Source organism: Pyxidicoccus caerfyrddinensis (genome assembly GCF_010894405.1).
In the GTDB taxonomy this organism is placed as follows: Bacteria; Myxococcota; Myxococcia; order Myxococcales; family Myxococcaceae; genus Myxococcus; species Myxococcus caerfyrddinensis.
In genome coordinates, this window is the sequence record NZ_JAAIYA010000009.1 from 203,756 (window position 1) to 222,871 (window position 19,116).

11 protein-coding genes are annotated in these 19,116 nt (G+C 70.2%); 8 read left to right on the plus strand and 3 right to left on the minus strand.

Annotation, left to right across the window (positions count from 1 at the left end):
- The first annotated feature begins 19 nt into the window (after nucleotides 1-19).
- The 5 genes from G4D86_RS23070 (at nucleotide 20) to G4D86_RS23090 (ending at nucleotide 10,378) form a co-directional block, all read left to right on the plus strand.
- On the plus strand, nucleotides 20-5,503 hold the full coding sequence (locus tag G4D86_RS23070; RefSeq protein ID WP_163996153.1) for an RHS repeat-associated core domain-containing protein: 5,484 nt from the start codon (nucleotides 20-22) through the stop codon (nucleotides 5,501-5,503).
- A gap of 144 nt (nucleotides 5,504-5,647) precedes the next feature.
- Entirely contained in the window at nucleotides 5,648-6,121 is a 474-nt protein-coding gene (locus G4D86_RS23075; protein WP_205519694.1) for a hypothetical protein, read from the plus strand.
- A 68-nt stretch (nucleotides 6,122-6,189) separates the two neighbouring features.
- Complete coding sequence (locus tag G4D86_RS23080; protein ID WP_163996155.1) at nucleotides 6,190-7,809, plus strand: alkaline phosphatase family protein; 1,620 nt, start codon at nucleotides 6,190-6,192, stop codon at nucleotides 7,807-7,809.
- A gap of 68 nt (nucleotides 7,810-7,877) precedes the next feature.
- Nucleotides 7,878-9,050 carry a hypothetical protein gene (locus G4D86_RS23085; RefSeq protein ID WP_163996156.1) on the plus strand — a complete coding sequence of 391 codons (1,173 nt, stop codon included), beginning with the start codon at nucleotides 7,878-7,880 and terminating at the stop codon, nucleotides 9,048-9,050.
- A gap of 218 nt (nucleotides 9,051-9,268) precedes the next feature.
- On the plus strand, nucleotides 9,269-10,378 hold the full coding sequence (locus G4D86_RS23090; protein WP_163996157.1) for a hypothetical protein: 1,110 nt from the start codon (nucleotides 9,269-9,271) through the stop codon (nucleotides 10,376-10,378).
- Between the two features lie 9 nt (nucleotides 10,379-10,387).
- On the opposite strand, the gene G4D86_RS23095 is transcribed toward G4D86_RS23090, so the two are convergent.
- Together G4D86_RS23095 and G4D86_RS23100 are read right to left on the minus strand one after the other, a co-directional pair.
- Nucleotides 10,388-11,740, minus strand: a complete 1,353-nt coding sequence (locus G4D86_RS23095; protein WP_240360424.1) for an LETM1/MDM38 family protein — start codon at nucleotides 11,738-11,740, stop codon at nucleotides 10,388-10,390.
- A 197-nt stretch (nucleotides 11,741-11,937) separates the two neighbouring features.
- Entirely contained in the window at nucleotides 11,938-12,786 is an 849-nt protein-coding gene (locus G4D86_RS23100; RefSeq protein WP_163996159.1) for a metal-dependent hydrolase, read from the minus strand.
- 276 nt (nucleotides 12,787-13,062) lie between these two features.
- Between G4D86_RS23100 and G4D86_RS23105 the strand changes: the two genes are divergently transcribed.
- From G4D86_RS23105 to G4D86_RS23115, 3 genes are all read left to right on the plus strand, one after another.
- A complete protein-coding gene (locus tag G4D86_RS23105) occupies nucleotides 13,063-14,922 on the plus strand; it encodes an HSP90 family protein (RefSeq protein ID WP_163996160.1) in 1,860 nt (619 codons plus the stop codon).
- Complete coding sequence (locus tag G4D86_RS23110) at nucleotides 14,922-16,037, plus strand: hypothetical protein (RefSeq protein ID WP_163996161.1); 1,116 nt, start codon at nucleotides 14,922-14,924, stop codon at nucleotides 16,035-16,037. The genes G4D86_RS23105 and G4D86_RS23110 overlap by 1 nt, the downstream gene beginning before the upstream one ends.
- A gap of 204 nt (nucleotides 16,038-16,241) precedes the next feature.
- A complete protein-coding gene (locus G4D86_RS23115) occupies nucleotides 16,242-16,529 on the plus strand; it encodes a hypothetical protein (RefSeq protein WP_163996162.1) in 288 nt (95 codons plus the stop codon).
- A gap of 78 nt (nucleotides 16,530-16,607) precedes the next feature.
- On the opposite strand, the gene G4D86_RS23120 is transcribed toward G4D86_RS23115, so the two are convergent.
- The gene (locus G4D86_RS23120; RefSeq protein WP_163996163.1) at nucleotides 16,608-19,046 is read right to left on the minus strand and encodes a Tex family protein; all 2,439 of its coding nucleotides are present in this window, start codon (nucleotides 19,044-19,046) and stop codon (nucleotides 16,608-16,610) included.
- Nucleotides 19,047-19,116: the final 70 nt, after the last annotated feature.

The window sequence follows — 19,116 nt, forward strand, 5'->3', positions numbered from 1 at the left end:
CCCATCAGGAACATCCATCATGCGATTGCAATCGCTGCTCGGGCGGCTGCTCGGCGGTACCGCCTTGTTCATTTCACCCCTCGCGCTCGCGCAACCCGCGGGTTTCACGGACGCGAAGATTCAACCTCCGCAGCTCATCGCCCCCCAGCGCGGCTCGCTCATCGGGACGTATTCCCAGACGGCCTTCGGCGCGGCGGACGTGGCGCGCGGCGGCTTCGCGCTCGCCTCTGCGTTCTCCGCGCCTTCCGACCGCGGAGAGCTGCTCGCGACACCCTTTCCCACCTACTCGTCGGACGCGGGGCTGTCCGAGTGGGGCCATGGCTGGCAGACGCGCCTGGAGATCCGCCGCTGGCGCGTGCGCGGAGACCTGGACTACGCGACTGACGAGCGCTCCAGCCCCTGGGGTCGCCTCACCCTCGGGAGTGACGGCGCCTGGTACGCGGCGGAGATGAACCCCGCGGTGCGCGTGGAGGAGTCAGCCACGGGCCTCACCGCGTATCTCCCCGACGGCAGCGTCTGGAGCTTCAGCGACCAGGTGACCACCGCGAAGGGCACCTATGCGTGGTACCTGCGCGAGGTGGTGAGCGCCACCGGACGCAAGACGCGCTTCACCTATGAGGCCAACTCCACGGGCCGGCTCTTCGTGAAGACGGTGCAGTACGGAGGCACGGGCAACGACTTCCAGTACCAGGTGGACCTCGGCTACGCGACGCTGGCCAGGCCCATCGACGACTTCCGCTCGAGCAAGAAGCTGCGGCTGGACCGGCGGGTGTCCACCGTGGCGGTGAAGGCGAAGAACGCGGTCACCGGCCTCTTCGAGGCCCGCTGGCAGTACCAGCTCGCCTACGAGGAGCCCGCCGAGGGCGTGGCCTTCTACCTCACCCAGGTGGACCACACCTACGGCACGGCGCCCGCCCTGACGACGGCGCCGACGGCCCACTACACCTACTACAAGTCCAATGACGCGCTCGGCACCGCCGCCTTCACCCGCGTGACGAAGCTGGACGCGACGCTGGCGAGCGCGGGCCAGGACGCCATCCAGCCCTGGCGCGCCGCGCTGCTGGACGAGGACGAGGACGGCCGGCTCGACTTCGAGCACGCGCAGGCCCAGACGCTCTACGTCCAGGAGGACACGGGCTTCCGCGCCGAGGTGCTCCCGCCGCCCACCGCGGCCACCCAGACGGTCTGCCGCCCCACGGCGAGCGCGAGCAACGAGCCGCGCCTGCTCACACGGCTGCGGCCCAACCAGCTCAAGGCGGAGGTGGTGTCCATCCGCAATCCCGGCGGCTCGTCCACGGAGTTCAAGGTCTGCGACCGCGCGGGCACGCTCGTCTCACAGCAGTCCCTCACGGGTGCCTGGCAGCTCGGCCCGCACACGCGCTTCGTGGACCTGGACCGGGACCAGCAGCCGGACCTCATCCGCGTCTTCGCCGGCGGCTTCCAGGTGCGGCCCAACACCAGCGGCGCGCCGCCGGCCGTCAGCTTCGGCGCGCCCATCAACGGCACCCTCACCCCGAGCGTGTCGGCGACCACGACGTGGGTGCAGGACATGAACGGCGACAGCATCCCGGACATCGTCGCGCGGCTCGCCAATGGCCTGCATGTCTGGCCGGGCACCGGCGCCTTCACCTTCGACTCCGCGGCCAGCAAGCTGTTCCCGGTGCTGACGAAGAACGGCGCCAGCCTCGCGCAGCTCAGCACCTACTCGGCGATGTTCGTCGACGTGAATCGCGACGGCCTCTCGGACGTGCTGCTGTCGAAGACGGGCGTCGCGCTCCTCTTCGTCAATGACGGCAGCGCGTTCCGGGAAGTCACCGTCCCGGCGCTGACCTTCTTCAACGGCACGACCAGCGCGCTCGCGCAGGGCGACTTCGCGGGCAGCGGCAACACCAGCCTCACCGTGACGAAGGGCTCGGATGCCTACAGCACCTCGCTGGACGGACCGGAGACGGGCCTGCTCGCCTCCGCGGACGACGGCAAGGGGACCGTGCTGGGCTTCACGTACACCCGCCTCCCGGCGGCCCCGGGCGCGCGCTTCCGCCAGCCCGTGCTGGCCTCGCTCACGTCCAGCTCCTCCGGCTACGACACCGTCACCTACGGCTACCAGTACCACGGCGCGAACTACCACTCGCAGGGCGGCTTCCTCGTCGGCTTCGACAGCGTGGTGCGCAGCGCGCCGCAGGAGAGCCACGCGGTCAACTTCCTCAACGGGGACGACTTCGCGGGGTTGATGCTGTCGGAGACGCGCACGGACGCGAACACGCCCCTGGTCAAGGAGCTCACCTTCCGCCAGTACGAGGACGCCACGTACCAGGGCGTCCCTTTCAAGCGGCTGAAGCTGGAGGGAAAGGGCTTCCAGGACGCGACCTGGCCTGCGGTGACGATGGGCGAGACGACGCAGACGCTCGCCTATGACGGGGTGTGCCCGCAGCAGACGGTCCGCACCACGCTGTGGGGCACCCTCACCACCACCACCACGCGCGCCAGCCTGACGGGCCTGGTGAAGAACCTGCACTGCCTGCCGGCCGCGGTGACCTTCGCGGGGACGCACCCGCAGCCCGGGTTCGACTTCTCGTACCAGGGCACCATCACCCGCAACGCGGCGGGGCAGGTGGAGAAGGTGGAGGCGCTCGGGCCGCAGGGGCCCCTGAAGCTCCAGGAGGTGACGTACTGGCCGGACGCCAACGTGAAGACCGTGAGCGTGCCGGGCCAGGGGACGACCTCGTTCGAGTACGCCCCGGGCCGCCTGGTGCTCTCCAGAATCACCCAGCCGGATGGGGTGGTGGTGGAAGCCACCGAGCGCGGTCCGCTGCATGACCAGCTGCTCACCCTGACCACGCGCCGCGGGGTCAACGCCCACACGGAGCGCTACCGCTACGACGGCCTGGAGCGACTGACGAAGCGCTGGGATGCGCTCGGTGCCGCGAGCGAGTCGAACCCCAACGAGTTGCTAGAGTACCGCTTCGCCACGGCCCTGCGTCCCGCCAGCATCGCGGCCACGGCGCTGGTGGACGCGGGCACCCAGTCCCGGCGCTTCATGCAGGACTACTCCACCGCTTCGGGGGAGAACGTGGCGAAGGCCCGCCTCATCCCCGAGGGCTGGGTGGTGGACGGCCTGACGGCCCGCAGCCGCCAGCTGCGCGACACGTACCAGTACATGCGCCCGAACCTGCCGGCCAACACCGACATGGCAACGCTGGACTACGCCACGCTGCTGAGCGGAGTCGAGCAGACGGAGAGCACTCGCGCGGCGGTCTTCGGCTTCGACGTGGAGAAGGTGCTGCGCCACCACGCGGACGTCGACCAGACGGTGTCGACCTCCTGGTCCATCGCCTCCGGGTTGCTTCGCGTGCAGTCCCAGGAGAACGGGGTGCACACGCGCCTGCAGTTCCTGGACGGGGCGAAGCGGCTGGTCCGCCACGAAGACGAACTCGGAGCGGCCTCGCTCTACACCTACGACTGCCTCGGCCGGCTGCGCGGAGTGACGCTGCCCGACCTCCGGGGTCATCGGCTGACCTACGACGCCTATGGCCGTGTCTCGCGTGTGGAGCGTGACGGCATCGCGAACATCGACTTCGAGTATGCGCCGGGCACGTGGCTCGTCACGGCGAAGCGCTTCCGCACGCCGTCCAACACGCTGGTCCGCAGCGAGGGCTATCAGTACGACGCCGTGGGCCGGCGCACCGTCCTCACCCACACGGCGGCGGGCGGCGGAGTGAAGACGTACCAGCTCTATTACGACGGCGCCTTCTCGGGCCAGCCCTCGGACACGAGTTGGCCGGGGCTGCTCACCGGGGCTTCCGGCGAGGGCTACACGAAGCGGCTGCAGTACCGCCCGAACGGCACCCTCTCCAAGACGACGCTCAGCCTCGCGGGCTGGCGCACCGTGGAGACCGACCTGTCCTACGCGGAGAGTGGAGAGGTGGAGCTGGAGGTGACGCGGGTGAAGGATGGCGGCGGCAACCTCCTCACCACCACCTCGCTGGGCTCCAGCTGGGATGCCTATGGCCGCATGAGCGCGTTGACGCTCGACGGACAGCCCTGGGCGAGCGTGCTGTACAACGGCTTCGGGAAGACGGCGAAGGTGGACTTCGGCGGTGGGACGTTCGTGGAGCTCGGCTATGACGCGCTCACGCGTCAGCGCACGAGCCTGGCCCAGACGACGCCGACGTGGACCTCCTCCATCTCCTGGAAGCTGAACAACCGCGGCCTCACGGGGAGCGAGGTGAGCCACTTCGGCGGCACGACGCTGGCGCGCCAGTATGGCTATTCCGCGCAGGGCTTCCTCACCAGCGCCCAGGACGCGCAGCATGCGTATGCCTACGGCTTCGACGCCACGGGCCTGCCCACCAGCATCACCGACGCCTCGGGCACGCGCGCCGTCACCCTGGGCGGCAACACGCTCATCGCCGGTGGCGTGACGTACACGCTCGACGGGCTGGGACGCACGGTGAGCCGGGACGACCTCACCCTCACCTACGGCCCCGACGGCCAGGTGTCCACCGCGCTGAAGGGCGCGAATCTCTGGAGCTTCCTCTACGACGAGGACGGTGAGCGCATCCTCAAGCGGGATGCCTCGGGTGCGCCGCTCGCGGCGTACCTCAAGGACGGCACCTACCTGGACGCCACGGGCCTCACCCAGCCCGTGCGCGTGGACGCGCAGCTGGTGGGCGTCCTGAAGAATGGCGTCTTCCAGCTGTTGTCCACCGACCGCCGCGGCACCGTGATGGCGGACGCGAATGGAACGGAGCGCCTCGCCTCGCCCTTCGGAGACCGGGGGACGCACCCCTCGAGCGCCGCCGCGCTGGACTTCGTGGAGAAGGCCTACGACGCCGACCTCGGCTTCGTGCGCATGGGGGCGCGTGACTATGACGCCCGCATCAGCCGCTTCACCACGCCGGACCCGCTGTTCCTCGAGGACCTGGACAAGTGCCGCGAGAGCCCCGTGGAGTGCAACCTCTACGGCTACGTCCGCAACCGCCCGCTGGACCTGGTGGACCCCACAGGCACCGAGGGCAGGAAGGTGGAGCACAACAACGTCGGCGAGGTCGCGAGCGCGGCGGCGCCGGTGGCCCTCGCCGTGGGCCTGGGCGGGGGCGTTCCCAAGGTGGTGGCGGGTGTGAAGACCGTCATCTCCGCGGGCAAGAGCGTGCTGAAGATTCCGCTCGTGGTCGTCGCCAGGACGGGCTACAGCGCCGTCGGCAAGGTGCTCTTCATCGCCAAGTGCTACACCGGCACCAATCCCATCTTCAGCGAGCCGCAAGGCGCGTACGCCAAGCGCGTCCTCGAGTCGGGCCTCACGGACCTGAAGCAGCAACAGTCCAATCTCCACGATGAGATGGAGCTCTTCCTGGCCGAGGCCTCGCAGTCCTCGACGGACACCGAGCGCATGAACTTCCTCGACAAGCGCATCATCGACCTCGCCAAGAGGGACAGCGACCTCCAGAAGAAGATCGACATCATCCAGGAGAAGCTGGATGGCGCCGAGGAAGCGCCGAAGTAGCTCTACAAAGAGAGCTTCTGAGTCCTTGACGAGGGGGGCCCGGGTCGTTCACCGGGCCCCCGGCAGATCCGGCGGGTCGGTCATCCATCCGTAGGACGGATGACCGATGCGCGCAGAAGCACGAAGCAAGTACCGTCGTCGGCCATGGATACACGCACCCTGACTGAACGGCTCACCATCGCGACCCCCTGCAAGATGCGCTGGGACGAGATGACCGGGGATGCGCGCGTCCGGCACTGCGGCGCGTGCCAGCTCAATGTCTACAACGTGAGCGAGATGAGCACCTCCGAAGTGGAGGCGCTGCTCCAGCCCGGTGGGAGTGTCTGTGCCCGGCTCTACCGCCGGGCGGACGGGACGGTGGTTACAGGCGACTGCCGGCGCGTGTGGCGCGAGCAGCGCGCGGAGGCGACCACGCTGCTGGGTACGGCCGTGACGGTGACGGCCGCGCTCTCGCTGGTTGCGTTGATTGGCCTGCTCACGCTCACCCTCTTCGGCGACAACATCCGGCGCCTGTTCGGCCAGGCCACCGCGGGGGCCCTGCCAGCCACGCCCGTCGCGGCTCCCAGCACGGCGACCTCGTCCCCCACCGCCACGGGGATGAGCCAGAACCACTATTAGAAGCGAAGACAGCGGCGGGAGACGCAATCGGGTTGCTTCGGTCCCTCCGGCCGGAGAGGCTGTCCGGCGTGTCACGACTTCTCGCCGCCCTCCTCGTCCTGTCCGCCCTGCCCGCCTCGGCCAGGGCTCCGAAGCTCACCCTGTTCATCAGCGTGGACGCGCTGGGCAGCGACCTGCTCCTGCGCAACCGTCCGCGCCTGACCGGCGGCCTGGGGAAGTTGCTCGACTCGGGGGCGTTCTACCCCTACGCGCGCTACGCCTACGCGGAGGCCCGTACTGCGCCGGGCCACGCCACGCTGGCCACCGGCGCGAACCCGTGGCGCCACGGCATCGTGGACAACGACATCCATGACCGTGCCACGGACCAGAGCGTGCAGGCCTATACGGACCCGGCGTATCCCATCCTGGACGGCGTCACTGCCCCGACGTCGGACACCAGCCCCGGGAATCTGATGGCGGAGACGCTGGCGGACCGGCTGCGCATGTCCACGCAGGGCCGGGGCAAGGTGGTGGCGCTGTCGTTCAAGGCGCGCGCGGCGATTCCGCTGGCCGGGCGGCAGGGACAGGCGTGGTGGTTCGACGAGGCCACGGGGAAGCTGGTGACGAGCACCTGGTACGCGAAGGCGGTGCCCGCGTGGATGCAGGCGCTCAACGCGCGCAAGCTGGCGGACGCGGCCTTTGGCAAGACGTGGGAGTTGCTGCGTCCGCGCGCCGAGTACGCGGGCGAGGACGACCGCGCCGCGGAGCCGCCGAACCCCTACAACATGGGCCGCACGTTCCCCCATGCGCTCCACGGCGGGCTGAAGGCGCCGGGGCCCGCGTCGTACCGCGTCTTCGCCGTGTCGGCGCGCTCCCATGACCTGCTGGTGCAGGCGGCGAAGGCGGCGATGGAGGGCGAGGGCCTGGGCAAAGACGACGTGCCGGACCTGCTCGCGGTGAGCTTCAGCGGCACGGACGCGGTCTTCCACGCCTTCGGCCCCACCTCGTGGGAGATGCAGGACACGCTGCTGCGGTTGGACCAGGCGCTGGGCGAGCTCATCACCGCCGCCGAGCGTGCGGCGGGAGGCAAGGCGAACCTGGTCATCGCGCTGTCGGCGGACCATGGGGGCGCGGAGCTTCCGGAGGCCTGGGTCCAGGCGGGCGTGCCCGCGGCGCGCATCCACCCGGTGGAGGTGGCCAAGGGGCTGGCCGAAGAGCTGCGTGCGAAGTTCGGCGCCGACGTGACGGTGAAGATGATGGAGCTGGATGTGTACCTGGGCGGCAAGGCCCTGGAGTCGGGACAGGTGGATGGCGTGGCGGTGCGGCGCGCGGCGGCGGCGTGGCTGGCGAAGCAGCCCTTCACGGTGACGGCGGTGGCGAGGGACGACCTGGACACGGCCCCGGACGTCACGGGGTTGCTGGCGCCGTTGCGGCGCGGCTACTACCCGCTGCGCAGCGGGGATGTCCTCTTCGTGTCGAAGCCCTTCCACGTGGTGAGCGACTACCCGCGCGGGACGAACCACGGCACGCCGTACGCCTACGACGTGCAGGTGCCCGTGGTGTTCGCGGGCCGGGGCGTGAAGCCGGGCCTGTACCGCCAGGAGATAGACCCGGTGGACGTGGCGCCCACGCTGTCCGCGCTCCTGGAGATGGGCATGCCCGCGTCGGCCGAAGGCAAGCCCCGCGCGGAGGCACTCTCGGGGCGGTGAAGCGCGGGTGCTGGAAGGGCGGCGCTCCGGGTAGAGTGCGTCCGTCATCTCAGGAGGGGGATTTCGCCGTGCAACTCCACCGTGGAACCGTCGTTGCGGTGTGCATCGCAGGGCTCGGGCTCGCGGGCTGTGGAGACGACACGGAAGCAGCCTGCGAAGACGGCAGCTCCGAGCCCCGCTGCATCGAGGAGCCCACTCCCGAGCCGGTGCGCCTCGTCTTCCCCAACGCGGTCCTCATTCCCGGGCCAATGGGCCCACAGCAGCGCTCCATTCCCAATGACCCGAAGGACACGACCTTCGCCCGGGGGTACTTCTGGTTCGAGGGCAAGGCCGCGAACGCCTACCGCTTCTCCTGCGTGTCCTCGATGAGCGCGTGCATCGTGACGGTCCATGACGGCAACGGGCAGGCCTTGCAGGCCATCTCCGGTGGCGGCCCGGATGGCACCGCCATCGCGACCTTCTGGAACCCGCGGCAGGAGAAGGTCTACATCGAGCTGAAGGCCCGGGACTTCGGCGCGGGCGCCCCGGTGACCTGGTCATTCGAGGACCTCGGTCCGGACGACCGTTCCAATGATTCCCAGGGCTCCATCGCGGGCACCCTGGGCACTTCCCTCTCGGGGCGGTTCGACTACCCGTGGGACGCCGACGTCATCCGGTTCGACCTCCTCGGCAGCCACTACTACAAGTCCACCTGCCAGAGCCCGGCGCCGCTGGACTGCCGGGTCTACGTCGGCCACGAGTACCAGGCCCTCCAGCAGTATGGCCTCCGGCCCACCTATGTCCGCACGTTCAGCTCGGGAACGTTCTTCTTCTCCCTCAATGTCTCCGGGGACGGAGTCGGGGCGTGGAGCCACCAGCTCGAAGACATGGGCGCGGATGACCGGAGGAACACGGCGGAGTTCGCGGACGAGCTGAAGCTCCCCTCGGCCCCCATCCACGGACGCATCGAGGTGCCCGTCGACACGGACACCTTCCGCTTCACACCGGCCAGCACCGACTCGCGGTATCGCTTCGCGTGTGAGCTGGCCGCGGATGGCCAGCCCTGGGGCATCGAGCTGCGGGACGCGAACGACATGGGCCTGGCAACCGCGTCCCTCGAGCCCGGCAAGCCGAGCGCCCTGACCTTCACTCCCCCTCGAGGTCAGCGCTTCGCCATCGCCGTCTCCGCCGGCGGCAACGCGGACCGGATGGGGGACTACACCTGCCAGCTCGAAGACCTGGGGCCTGACGCGGGCGGGTGAAGCAGTCCGGGCGAAGGCGCGGAGGTCACCGGGGGCCGCAGGTACGCGCTGCGCACCGACCTCATGTATCGGCGTGTTGGAGCATGACGAAGCAGCGGCACCTGAGCGTGTGAGCCCTGCCGGAATCATCGTGCAATCCGGGTGAGGGAAATGAGCAGCGAGGTTCGTTCCGGGAGTGAGGGCGACTCGACGCCCCTTGAACCTCCGGAGCTCCTTCCGTGCCTGTCTCCATCCGTTCCCTGAACCTGTCCCTCGCCGCCGCGCTCTCGCTGGCGGCGCTCGTCCCCGCCGGGGCGGCGACGTCCACGCCTCTCGTGGCCACCACGCCCGTCCGCGCCGTGGAAGTCGCCCGCGTCACCGGTGAGCGAGGCAACTCCGTCGCCTGGCTGGAGAACGCCGAGGGTGGCGTGGACCTCGCCATCGAGGTGACCCCACCCACCCGACCGCTCGTCGCGGCGGAGTTCATCGAGAAGCACACTCCGGGCGAGGTGTTCCTCGCGGTGGCCCCGCCCCGCATGGAGCTTCCTCCCGCGCTCGCGCGGCGTGAGGAGGCGTTGCTCAGGGTCGCTGACGCGCGGCGGGCGAGCCTCCAGCGGGAGAACGAGGAAGCACTCGCGAAGCTGCCGCTCGTGGACGTGTCGACGTCGTCGTCACTCACGGCCGGCTGCTCGGACTCGTTCCGCGCGGCGGTGGGAAATGTCTACGGGAGCCCGTCCTGCGGCCAGGCCGGCCTCGCTGTCATCGAGGCCGTGTACTCGGGCGGAGACACCTACTGCACCAGTGGCTGCGACTACACGCTCGGGGCCCAGGACAAGGGCTCCTGCGTCCCGGCCCTCAAGTCGTGCGACATCGTGGAGGGCTCGACGCTGCTCTACCGCCTGCGCACCACGACCAAGGGCAGTCCGGTGATGAGCCACAAGGGGCACGGGGCGCACTTCGGCGTCGCCAACTGCTCCGGCGACGGCCCGGTCGTGTTCAAGTTCCAGCGGGGCGCGAACGTGTACACGTATCAGGTGGGCGTCGGCGGCATGCTCCACTACTACACGGGCCTCTTGTCGCTCGCGCCGGCGTCCGCGAAGGACTTCGTCGCCTACGGGAGCTGGGACAATGGCACGCCGCCCAGCGGGTCGACGTACCTGGACAACTACATCACCGTCGAGAACAACAGCGGCACGGACGACCGGGTGATTGCCTGCGGCGACATCCAGGTGAGCTACGAGATGAATGACGTCTCGTCCCCGACCTGCCACGGCTCCGGCATCTCGCTGTGCCATGGCTCGGACTGCGACAGCGCCTGCTTCAACTGCGTCGGCGGCAGCTGCGGCTGACCGTCCGCCTCACCCTACCTCGCGCTCCGGAATGAGCTCGTCGTTGTCCGCCTCGACGGGCTCCTCTTCCTGGAACGAGCTGGGCAGCAGGCTGAAGGGCAGCACCTTCGTCAGGGCCGCCAGCAGCAAAAACCCACCCGGCGCCGCGAAGATGGCGAGCGCCGGAATCGCCTTCGCCACGTCGATGAGCTGCGCACGCATCCGCTTGCGCTCCTCACCCGTCAGCTTCTGCCGCCGCGCCGCCTTCGTCAGCAGCACCGCCAGGTCCCCCGTCTCGCGGACCTCCTGCATGAGCCGGTGGAAGTTCTTCTCCAGCGTCTCCTGCATCCCAGCCACCATGTCCTCACCCATGGCACCCGCCGCGTCCGTCACCGTGAAGACGTCCACCAGCGAGCGGTGCTGGGCGTAGAACTCCGCCATCTCCAGCTCCAGCCGGTGCAGCTCCTCCTTCGGCACGTGGAGCGCGTCCGCCAGCTCGGTGATGAAGACGCGCTCGCGCCGCGTGCGCCGGCCGTCCACCAGCGCCGCCAGCAGCGTCTGCTCCAGCAGGAAGTGCCGCATGTCCACGCTGCGCACCTGCTTCACCACGTCGCGCACCGAGCGCCGCCGCTCGAAGGACTGCTTCACCGCCGCCTTCAGCTCCGACTCCATGGCGTCCGGCAGGCGCAGGTCCTCCACCTGCCGCAGAATCGCCCGGCGCGCGGGCGGTCCGGGCAGGCGGTCCACGCACGCCAGCCCCGTCAGCACGTCCACCAGCAGCGCCTTCTGCTTCGCCGCGAAGTCCAGCCGCCGCTGCGCGCGCTCGCGCTGGAACCGCCCGGTGGAGAAGTAGTCAATCGCCTGCCGGCAGAACAGCTGCGCGTCCGCGTACTGCGCGCCGTTGTGCAGCACCAGCCCGTACACCGGGTCGCCCGCCAGCGTCGGCTCGCGCTTGCGCAGCGCCGCCTCCACCTTCCCCGCCAGCCGCTTCGGCACCGGCTTCCCAGCCGCCAGACACTTGTCGAGCGCCACCGCCAGGTCCAGCTCCCCGGTCAGCACCGCGAACAGCAGCAGGAGCTGCTCCCCGCGAGGCCCCGCCGGAGCCCCCACCAGGTGCGCCACGTCCAGCGCCAGCCGCGCCAGCGTCTTCACCACCGCGCGGAAGAGCTGCTCCTCCAACGCCCGCGCCTGGAACTCCGTGGGGGCGCCCGTGTCCTCCGGCATGGGGGCGTCCGCGGGGGTGCCATACAGGAGCCCGCTGGCGCGCAGCGTGCGGCGCAGGTACGCGCGGGCGCGGGCACGGCCAGACCCCAGCGGCGCGGCGGACGGCTCCAGCGAGGGCGCGCTCGCGGAGGCCATCGCCTCGTCCAGGAGCGGGAGCAACCATCCCGCCTTGCTGAAGTCCAACACCGGTACACCCCCTCGACCGCCGCCGGCGGACCGGGAGCAGTGAGCTCCGGATGTAACCCAGTCGCTTTCTGGATTCCACCCGGCCCGGGGACGGGTCCGTTCCCCATGAGTCAGCGGCCCAGAACCCGCGCTACTGGAGCGCCGCGGGGCCGCCGACCTGGGGAAATGGCCTACAGCGCGGTGGCCTTGCCGGGCTCCAGGTCCAGCACCTTGGCCGGGCCGCGCAGCGTCTTCAGCTCACCCCGCAGTGCGTCGGGGTTGCCCTGGAGCAGGGGGAAGGTGCCGTAGTGCATCGGGACGATGCTCTTCACCTTCAGCAGCCGCGCCGCCTGGGCGGCCTCCGCCGGGCCCATGGTGAAGTGGCCACCAATGGGCAGCATGGCCACGGTGGGCTTGAACTGGGTGGCGATGAGCGACATGCCCTCGAAGGTGCCGGTGTCGCCCGCGTGGTACAGCGTGGGGCCGTTGTCGATGGCCACCACGAACCCCAGCGGGGCGCCCGCGTACTGGGCGGCGGCCTTGGGGTCCGCCTGGTAGCTGCTCGAGTGCACCGCCTCAACCAGGTGGATGGTGGCGTCCTTCACCTTGAAGGTGCCGCCCGCGTTGGCGCCCACGGCCTGGGCCTCCGGCAGCCCGAGCAGGTTGATGAGCTCGAACGAGCCGAACACCTTCGCGCCCGTCTTCTGGGCCAGCGCCTTGGTCTCACCCACATGGTCGAAGTGGCCGTGGGTGACGAGGATGGCGTCCAGCGCTTCTGGCTGGGCCGCGCCCTGCGGAGCCTTGGGGTTGGTGAGCCACGGGTCGATGGCAATCACCGCGCCGCCCGGGGTGCGGACGATGAAGGCCGCGTGGCCCCACCACGTCACCTCCGTCTTCCCCTTCGTGGCCGCCGCCGGGGCCTTGGCGCCCGCCGCGGCCTTGCCCTGCGCCGGAGGAGCGGCCGGGGTGCCCTGCGCCGCCGCCGTCCCGCCGAGGGTCATCAGCGCTCCCACCACCACTGCCATGAGCTGCGTCCGCATATGTGTCCACTCCTGTGCGTCGAAGTTGTCGAGCTGCCGCCGTGGTGCCCTGGAGGCACGCCACGTCCGGGCCGCCGCTTGTCACTTCCCGGGCGGCCACTCAAGGGGCTGGTGCTCCCGCCTGCTCCCCGGAGGACAGATGCTCCAGAGGAAGGAGCGGCTCAAGCTCGATTCGTCCGTCGACATGACGGGCACGCGGACAGCCGGAAGGACTCCCGGGCGCGCTGAGCTTCGTTCCCCGCCCGGGGCGGCCACGCGCTAACGTCCCCGGCCGCCGTGGACCACCGATTCCAAGTCAGCCTCCGTGGGGTCATCGACCTCCTGTCGCACCATCTCTACAGCTCGCCAGGAGTCTATGTGCGCGAGCTGCTGCAGAACGCCACGGACGCCATCCGCGCGCGCCAGCTCCTGGAGCCCGGGCACGCGGGCACCGTCCGGCTGGAGCTGATGGAGAAGCAGGACGGCAGCCCGCCCACCCTCCTCTTCAGCGACGACGGCGTGGGGCTCACCGAGGACGAAATCCACCGCTTCCTCGCGACGATTGGCGAGTCCTCCAAGCGCGAGGAGGCCCTGGCCGCCCGCCGCAACGACTTCATCGGCCAGTTCGGCATCGGCCTGCTGTCGTGCTTCATGGTGTGCGACGAGCTGCTGGTGGTGACGCGCTCGGTGCGCGGGGACGGACGCACGCTGGAGTGGCGCGGCCGGCATGACGGCACCTACGCCGTGCGGCAGTCCGAGCACCCGCTCGACAGGCCGGGCACCCAGGTATTCCTGATGGCCCGCCAGGACATGACGGAGTGGTTCGCCCCGGAGCGCCTGCGCCACCTGGCCCGGCACTACGGCGGGCTGCTCCCCTTCCCCATCCAGCTCACCGCGGGCGACCGCACCGAGCAGCTCAACCCGGACGGCCCGCCCTGGCGCCGCGACTACGAGAGCGCGTCCGAGCGCCGCAAGGCGCTGCTGGCCTACGGGCGCGACGTGTTCGGCACGGACTTCATCGACTGCATTCCGCTGCACTCCACGGCGGGCGACGTGGACGGGGTGGCCTTCGTGCTGCCGGCGTCGCCGCACTTCAACGCGCGGCAGAAGCACCGCGTGTACCTCAAGCACATGCTGCTGTCGGAGAGCGCGGAGAACCTGCTTCCCGAGTGGGCCTTCTTCGTGAAGTGCGTGGTCAACGCCAACGCGCTGCGCCCCACCGCCAGCCGCGAGTCCTTCTACGAGGACGAGTCCCTCGCACTGGCCCGCGAGGCGCTGGGCCAGGGGCTGCGCACGTACCTGGTGGAACTGGCGCACGAGGACCCGCGCGCGCTGCAGCGGCTGATTGCCCTGCACGGGCTGAGCGTGAAGGCGCTGGCATTGGACGACGACGACTTCTACAAGCTCGTCATCCACTGGCTCCCCTTCGAGACGTCGATGGGGGTGATGACGCTGGCGGACTACCGCCGCGCGCACCCGGTGGTGCGGTACACGCCCACGCTGGACGGCTTCCGGCAGGTGGCGCGGGTGGCCGGCGCGCAAGGGCTGTGCATCATCAACGCGGCGTACACGCACGACGCGGCGCTCTTGGAGAAGCTGCCGCACGTGGTGCCGGACGCGCAGGTGGAGCCCTTCTCCACGGCGGACCTGCCGCAGAGCTTCGAGGAGCTGACGCTGGACGAGCGCGAGGCCGTCTTCCCGCTCCTGCGCATGGCGGAGCGCGTGCTGGCGCCATTCCGCTGCGGCGTGGTGGTGAAGAAGTTCTTCCCGGCGGAGGTGCCCACGCTCTACAGCTCGGACGCGGAGGGCGTCTTCCGGCGTGACGCCGAGCGGGCGCGCGAGGAGTCCGACGACCTCTATGCCGGAGTGCTCGACGGCGTCATGGCGGCGGCGGGCGGTGAGCCGGCGCAGTTGTGCTTCAACCTGCACAACCCGGTGGTGCGCCGGCTGGCGGCGGTGGCGGACCGGGAGGTGCTGAAGCTGTCGGTGGAGATGCTCTACGTGCAGGCGCTGCTGCTGGGACACCACCCGCTGAACGCGCAGGAGATGGCGCTGCTCAACCAGGGGCTCCTGGGCCTCATCTCCGCGCAGCTCGGCGGCACGGGCGAGGGCGGCGAGGGTGGCGAGGACGGCGGCGGCTCGCGGGGGTTCCACTGATGTCCGGCGACTGGCGCGAGCAGGCGCAGGGGCTGTGGGAGCGCGCGGACTCGATGGAGCCCGGCGAGGGCAAGGTGCGGCTGCTGGAGGAGGCGGTGCGGCTGGCGGACGCGCACGCGGACACGGGGATGGGCTACATGCTGCGCGACGCGCTCATCGACGCGGCGACGTTTGGCGGCGCCCCCGACAAGGCCCTGGTGGCCTTCGCGTGGTGCCGGGGCCAGCAGAAGAAGGACCCGAAGCGCTTCGACCCGGAGGGAATGCTCTGGAAGCAGAAGTGGGTGGTGGGGCGCTTCAAGGAGTTCCCGCACATCAGCCGCAAGCAGATTGCCGACGCGCTGGACGACATGGAGCAGTGCTTCGCGAAGGCGGACGCGGGGAAGCGCTCGGTGCTGAAGCTGCGCTACATGGCGGCGCGGGAGATGGGCGACGAGGCCGACGCGGAGCGCCTGTGGGCCGCATGGCTGGAGGCCCCCAGGGACCACCTCACGGACTGCCGCGCGTGCGAGCTAGATGACGAGCTGGACCACCACATCGACAAGGGCGAGTGGGAGCAGGCGCTGCGCAAGGCGCGGCCCATCCTGGAGGGCCGGCAGGGCTGCGCGGAGATTCCGCACCTCACCCTCGGCACGCTGCTGTACCCGCTCTTCAAGCTGGAGCACCTGGAGCAGGCGCGAGAGCTCCACCGGCGCGGCTACGCGATGGTGGCCAAGAATCGCGAGTTCCTCGCCACGGTGGGCGAGCACCTGGAGTTCCTCGCGCTGACGGACAACCTGTCGCGCGGGCTGACGCTGCTGGAGAAGCACCTGGGCTGGGCGCTGGAGCATCCGAGCCACCGGGACAGGTTCACCTTCTACGCCTCGGCCGCGTTCCTCTTGGAGCGCTTCCAAGCGGAGGGCGGCCGGGACACGGTGAGCCTGCGGCTGACGAAGGCCTACCCCGGCTACCGCGCGGACTGCGGCTACGAGGTGAAGGCGCTGCACGCGTGGGTGGACGGCCAGGCGCGCGAGATTGCCTCCCGTTTCGACCTGCGCAATGGCACGGACCGCTTCGCGCGACTGCTGGCGCGCAACCGGACCCTGGCGGACGAGGCACGGCCGTTCGCCATTGACTGATTCAGCACCGTGTCAAATGCAATCCCGTGGACAGAGTGACTGGCATTGCGGCCCGCGTCTGTTCAATTCCCACGCGGATACGGGAAACCCGCAATACCGCAATTCCTTGAGGCTCAGTACCTGTGGCGCGCGTCCGAAACGGGCGCCTCCGGCGGGTGATTGCCCCCTTCCGCCGGGGTCCTCCCAACAATGACAGGTGAGTCCATGAGCTTCGTGAAGAGTGTCGTCCTGGCCGCGTTTGCCGTGAGCGCCGTTGCGTGCGGTGGTGCCGGGGAGCTGGCGGAGAATACGGGTTCGGGTACCACCGACGTGGAGCTCGCCACGGCGGAGCAGGGCATCTGTGAGGGTTATCAGTCCGGCGCGGTCTGCACCATCCGGTGCACCAGCACCTCTTCGTGGTTCTACATCTACGGCGTCGCCTACGGGCAGTGCGAGAACGCGGGCGCCTCGGCCTGCGGGCGGTCTCCGTCGGGCGCCTGCTGGAGCCACTGAGCAGTCATCCCCTGAATGACAAACGCCGGGCCCGGGAGCACTTCCCGGATCCGGCGGCATGCGCGACTCGGCGCGCGCTCAGCGCTTCAGGTTGCGGAACGGGTTGTTGAACGGCTCCGGGCCCTTCTTGTCACCAGAGCCCGAAGCGCTGCCCGACGACGGCTTTCCGGCCGGGCCCGAACCACTGGAGCCCGACGGGCCGGAGGGCCGGCCACCCGCACCCGACGACGGCCTGCCACCGGAGCCCGCACCACCCGCGCCGGAGGGCCGCGAGTCCTGCCGGGGCGCACCGCCGCGCTCCGTCATCCGTCCCGGGCCCGTCGCACCGCCCACGGCCGGACGGCTCGCGCCCGCCTGCGGCGCCCCACCCTCCTGCGCCGCGCGCACGGAGAGGGCCAACCGCTTGCGCGCCAGGTCCACGGTGAGCACGCGCACCGTCAGCCGGTCGCCCACCTTCACCACCTCGGACGGGTCCTTCACGAACTTCGTGGAGATTTGCGACACGTGCACCAATCCATCCTGGTGCACGCCCACGTCCACGAAGGCGCCGAACGCGGTGACGTTGGTCACCACGCCCTGCAGCACCATGCCCTCCTTCACGTCCTCCAGCGAGCGCAGGTCCTCGCGCATCTGCGGCGCCGTGAAGTCGCCGCGCGGATCTCTACTGGGCTTCTCCAGCTCCGCCAGGATGTCCTTCAGCGTCAGCTCGCCCAGGTCCGGGCCCAGGTAGCGCTTCGCATCAATCTTCCGCACCAACCCCGCGTTGCCCACCAACGCGCCCACCTCCACGCCCAGGTCCTTCGCCATGCGCTCCACCACCGCGTAGCGCTCCGGGTGCACGGCGCTCGCGTCCAGCGGCTCCGGCCCGCGCACGCGCAGGAAGCCCGCCGCCTGCTCGAACGTCTTGGGCCCCAGCCCGCTCACCTTCAGCAGCTCACGCCGCGTGGTGAAGCGCCCCTTCGACGCGCGGTGCGCCACCAGCTTCTTCGCCAGCGACGGGCCCACGCCGGACACGTGCTCCAGGAGTTGCGGCGACGCGGTATTCACATCCACGCCCACCGCGTTCACACACGAGTCGACCACCTCGCCCAGCTTCTTCTTCAACAGCCCCTGGTCCACGTCGTGCTGGTACTGCCCCACGCCGATGCTCTTGGGGTCGATCTTCACCAGCTCAGCCAGCGGGTCCTGCAAGCGGCGCCCGATGGACACCGCGCCGCGCAGGCTCACGTCCAGGTCCGGGAACTCGTCGCGGGCCACCTCGGACGCGGAGTAGATGGACGCGCCCTGCTCGCTCACCGACACCACCGGCACCTGCGAGCCCAGCGCCTTCATCGCGTCCCGCACGAAGGTCTCCGCCTCGCGGCTGCCGGTGCCGTTGCCCACCGCAATCAGCTCCGGCTTGTGCTTCTGCACCACCGCGGACAGCAGCTTCGCGGCCCGGACGCGCTCGTCCGCGCTGCGCTCCGAGTAGAGCGTCAGCGTCTCCACCACCTTGCCGGTGACGTCCATCATCGCCAGCTTGATGCCCGTGCGCAGGCCCGGGTCCAGCGCCAGCACCGCCCGCGCGCCCGCGGGTGGCGTGAGCAGCAGGTGGCGCAGGTTCTCCCCGAAGACGCCAATGGCCTGCTTGTCCGCGCGCTCCTTGAGCTCCGCACGCAGCTCCGACTCCAGCGACGGACCCATCAGCCGCTCCCACCCGTCCTCCACCGCCGCGCGCAGCTCCTGTGAGAAGAGCGACTGCGGCTTCGTCACCACGCGCGAGCCCAGCAGCGCCTTCACCTCGTCGTCGGGCATGGAGAGCTTCACCTTCAGCACGCCCTCCTCCTCGCCGCGCAGCAGCGCCAGCACGCGGTGGGACGGGGCCTGCGACAGCGGCTCCTCGTGGCCGTAGTAGTTCTCGAACTTGGTCTGCTCGCCCTTCTTGGAGGCCACCACGTCCGAGCGCAGCGCGCCCCGCTTCGCGCACACCTCACGAGCCTCGCGGCGCAAGCCGGCGTCCTCGGCCACGCGTTCGGCGCAGATGTCGCGCGCGCCCGCGAGCGCCGCGTCCAGGTCCGGCACCTCCTTCTCCGCGTTGACGAACGGGCGCACCTTCCCGTCCCGGTCGTCACCGCGCTTGCCCTCCTGCTTCCAGAGCAGGTCTGCCAGCGGCTCCAGCCCGCGCTCGCGCGCAATGGCGGCGCGCGTGCGGCGCTTGGGCTTGTACGGGAGGTAGAGGTCCTCCAGCTCGGTGCGCGTCTTGGCGGCCTTGAGCGCCTTCTCCAGCGCGGGCGTCAGCTTCCCCTGCTCCTCAATCGTGCGGAGGATGGTGTCGCGGCGGGAGTCCAGCTCGGCGCGCTCGGAGGCGCGGTCGAGGATGGTCTGGATTTGAACCTCGTCCAGACCACCCGTGACCTCCTTGCGGTAGCGCGCGATGAAGGGAACGGTGGCGCCCTCTTCATTCAGCGCGAGGGTCCGGTCCACCTGCTCGGGCTTGAGGCCCAGCTCCTGGGAAAGCTCGACGGCGTAGGCGTGCATGGCGCCATTTCTATAACCCGCCCCTCCTGCGCCTCCCAGAGACCAGCCGCCTGAAGCGACGCGTGGAGAA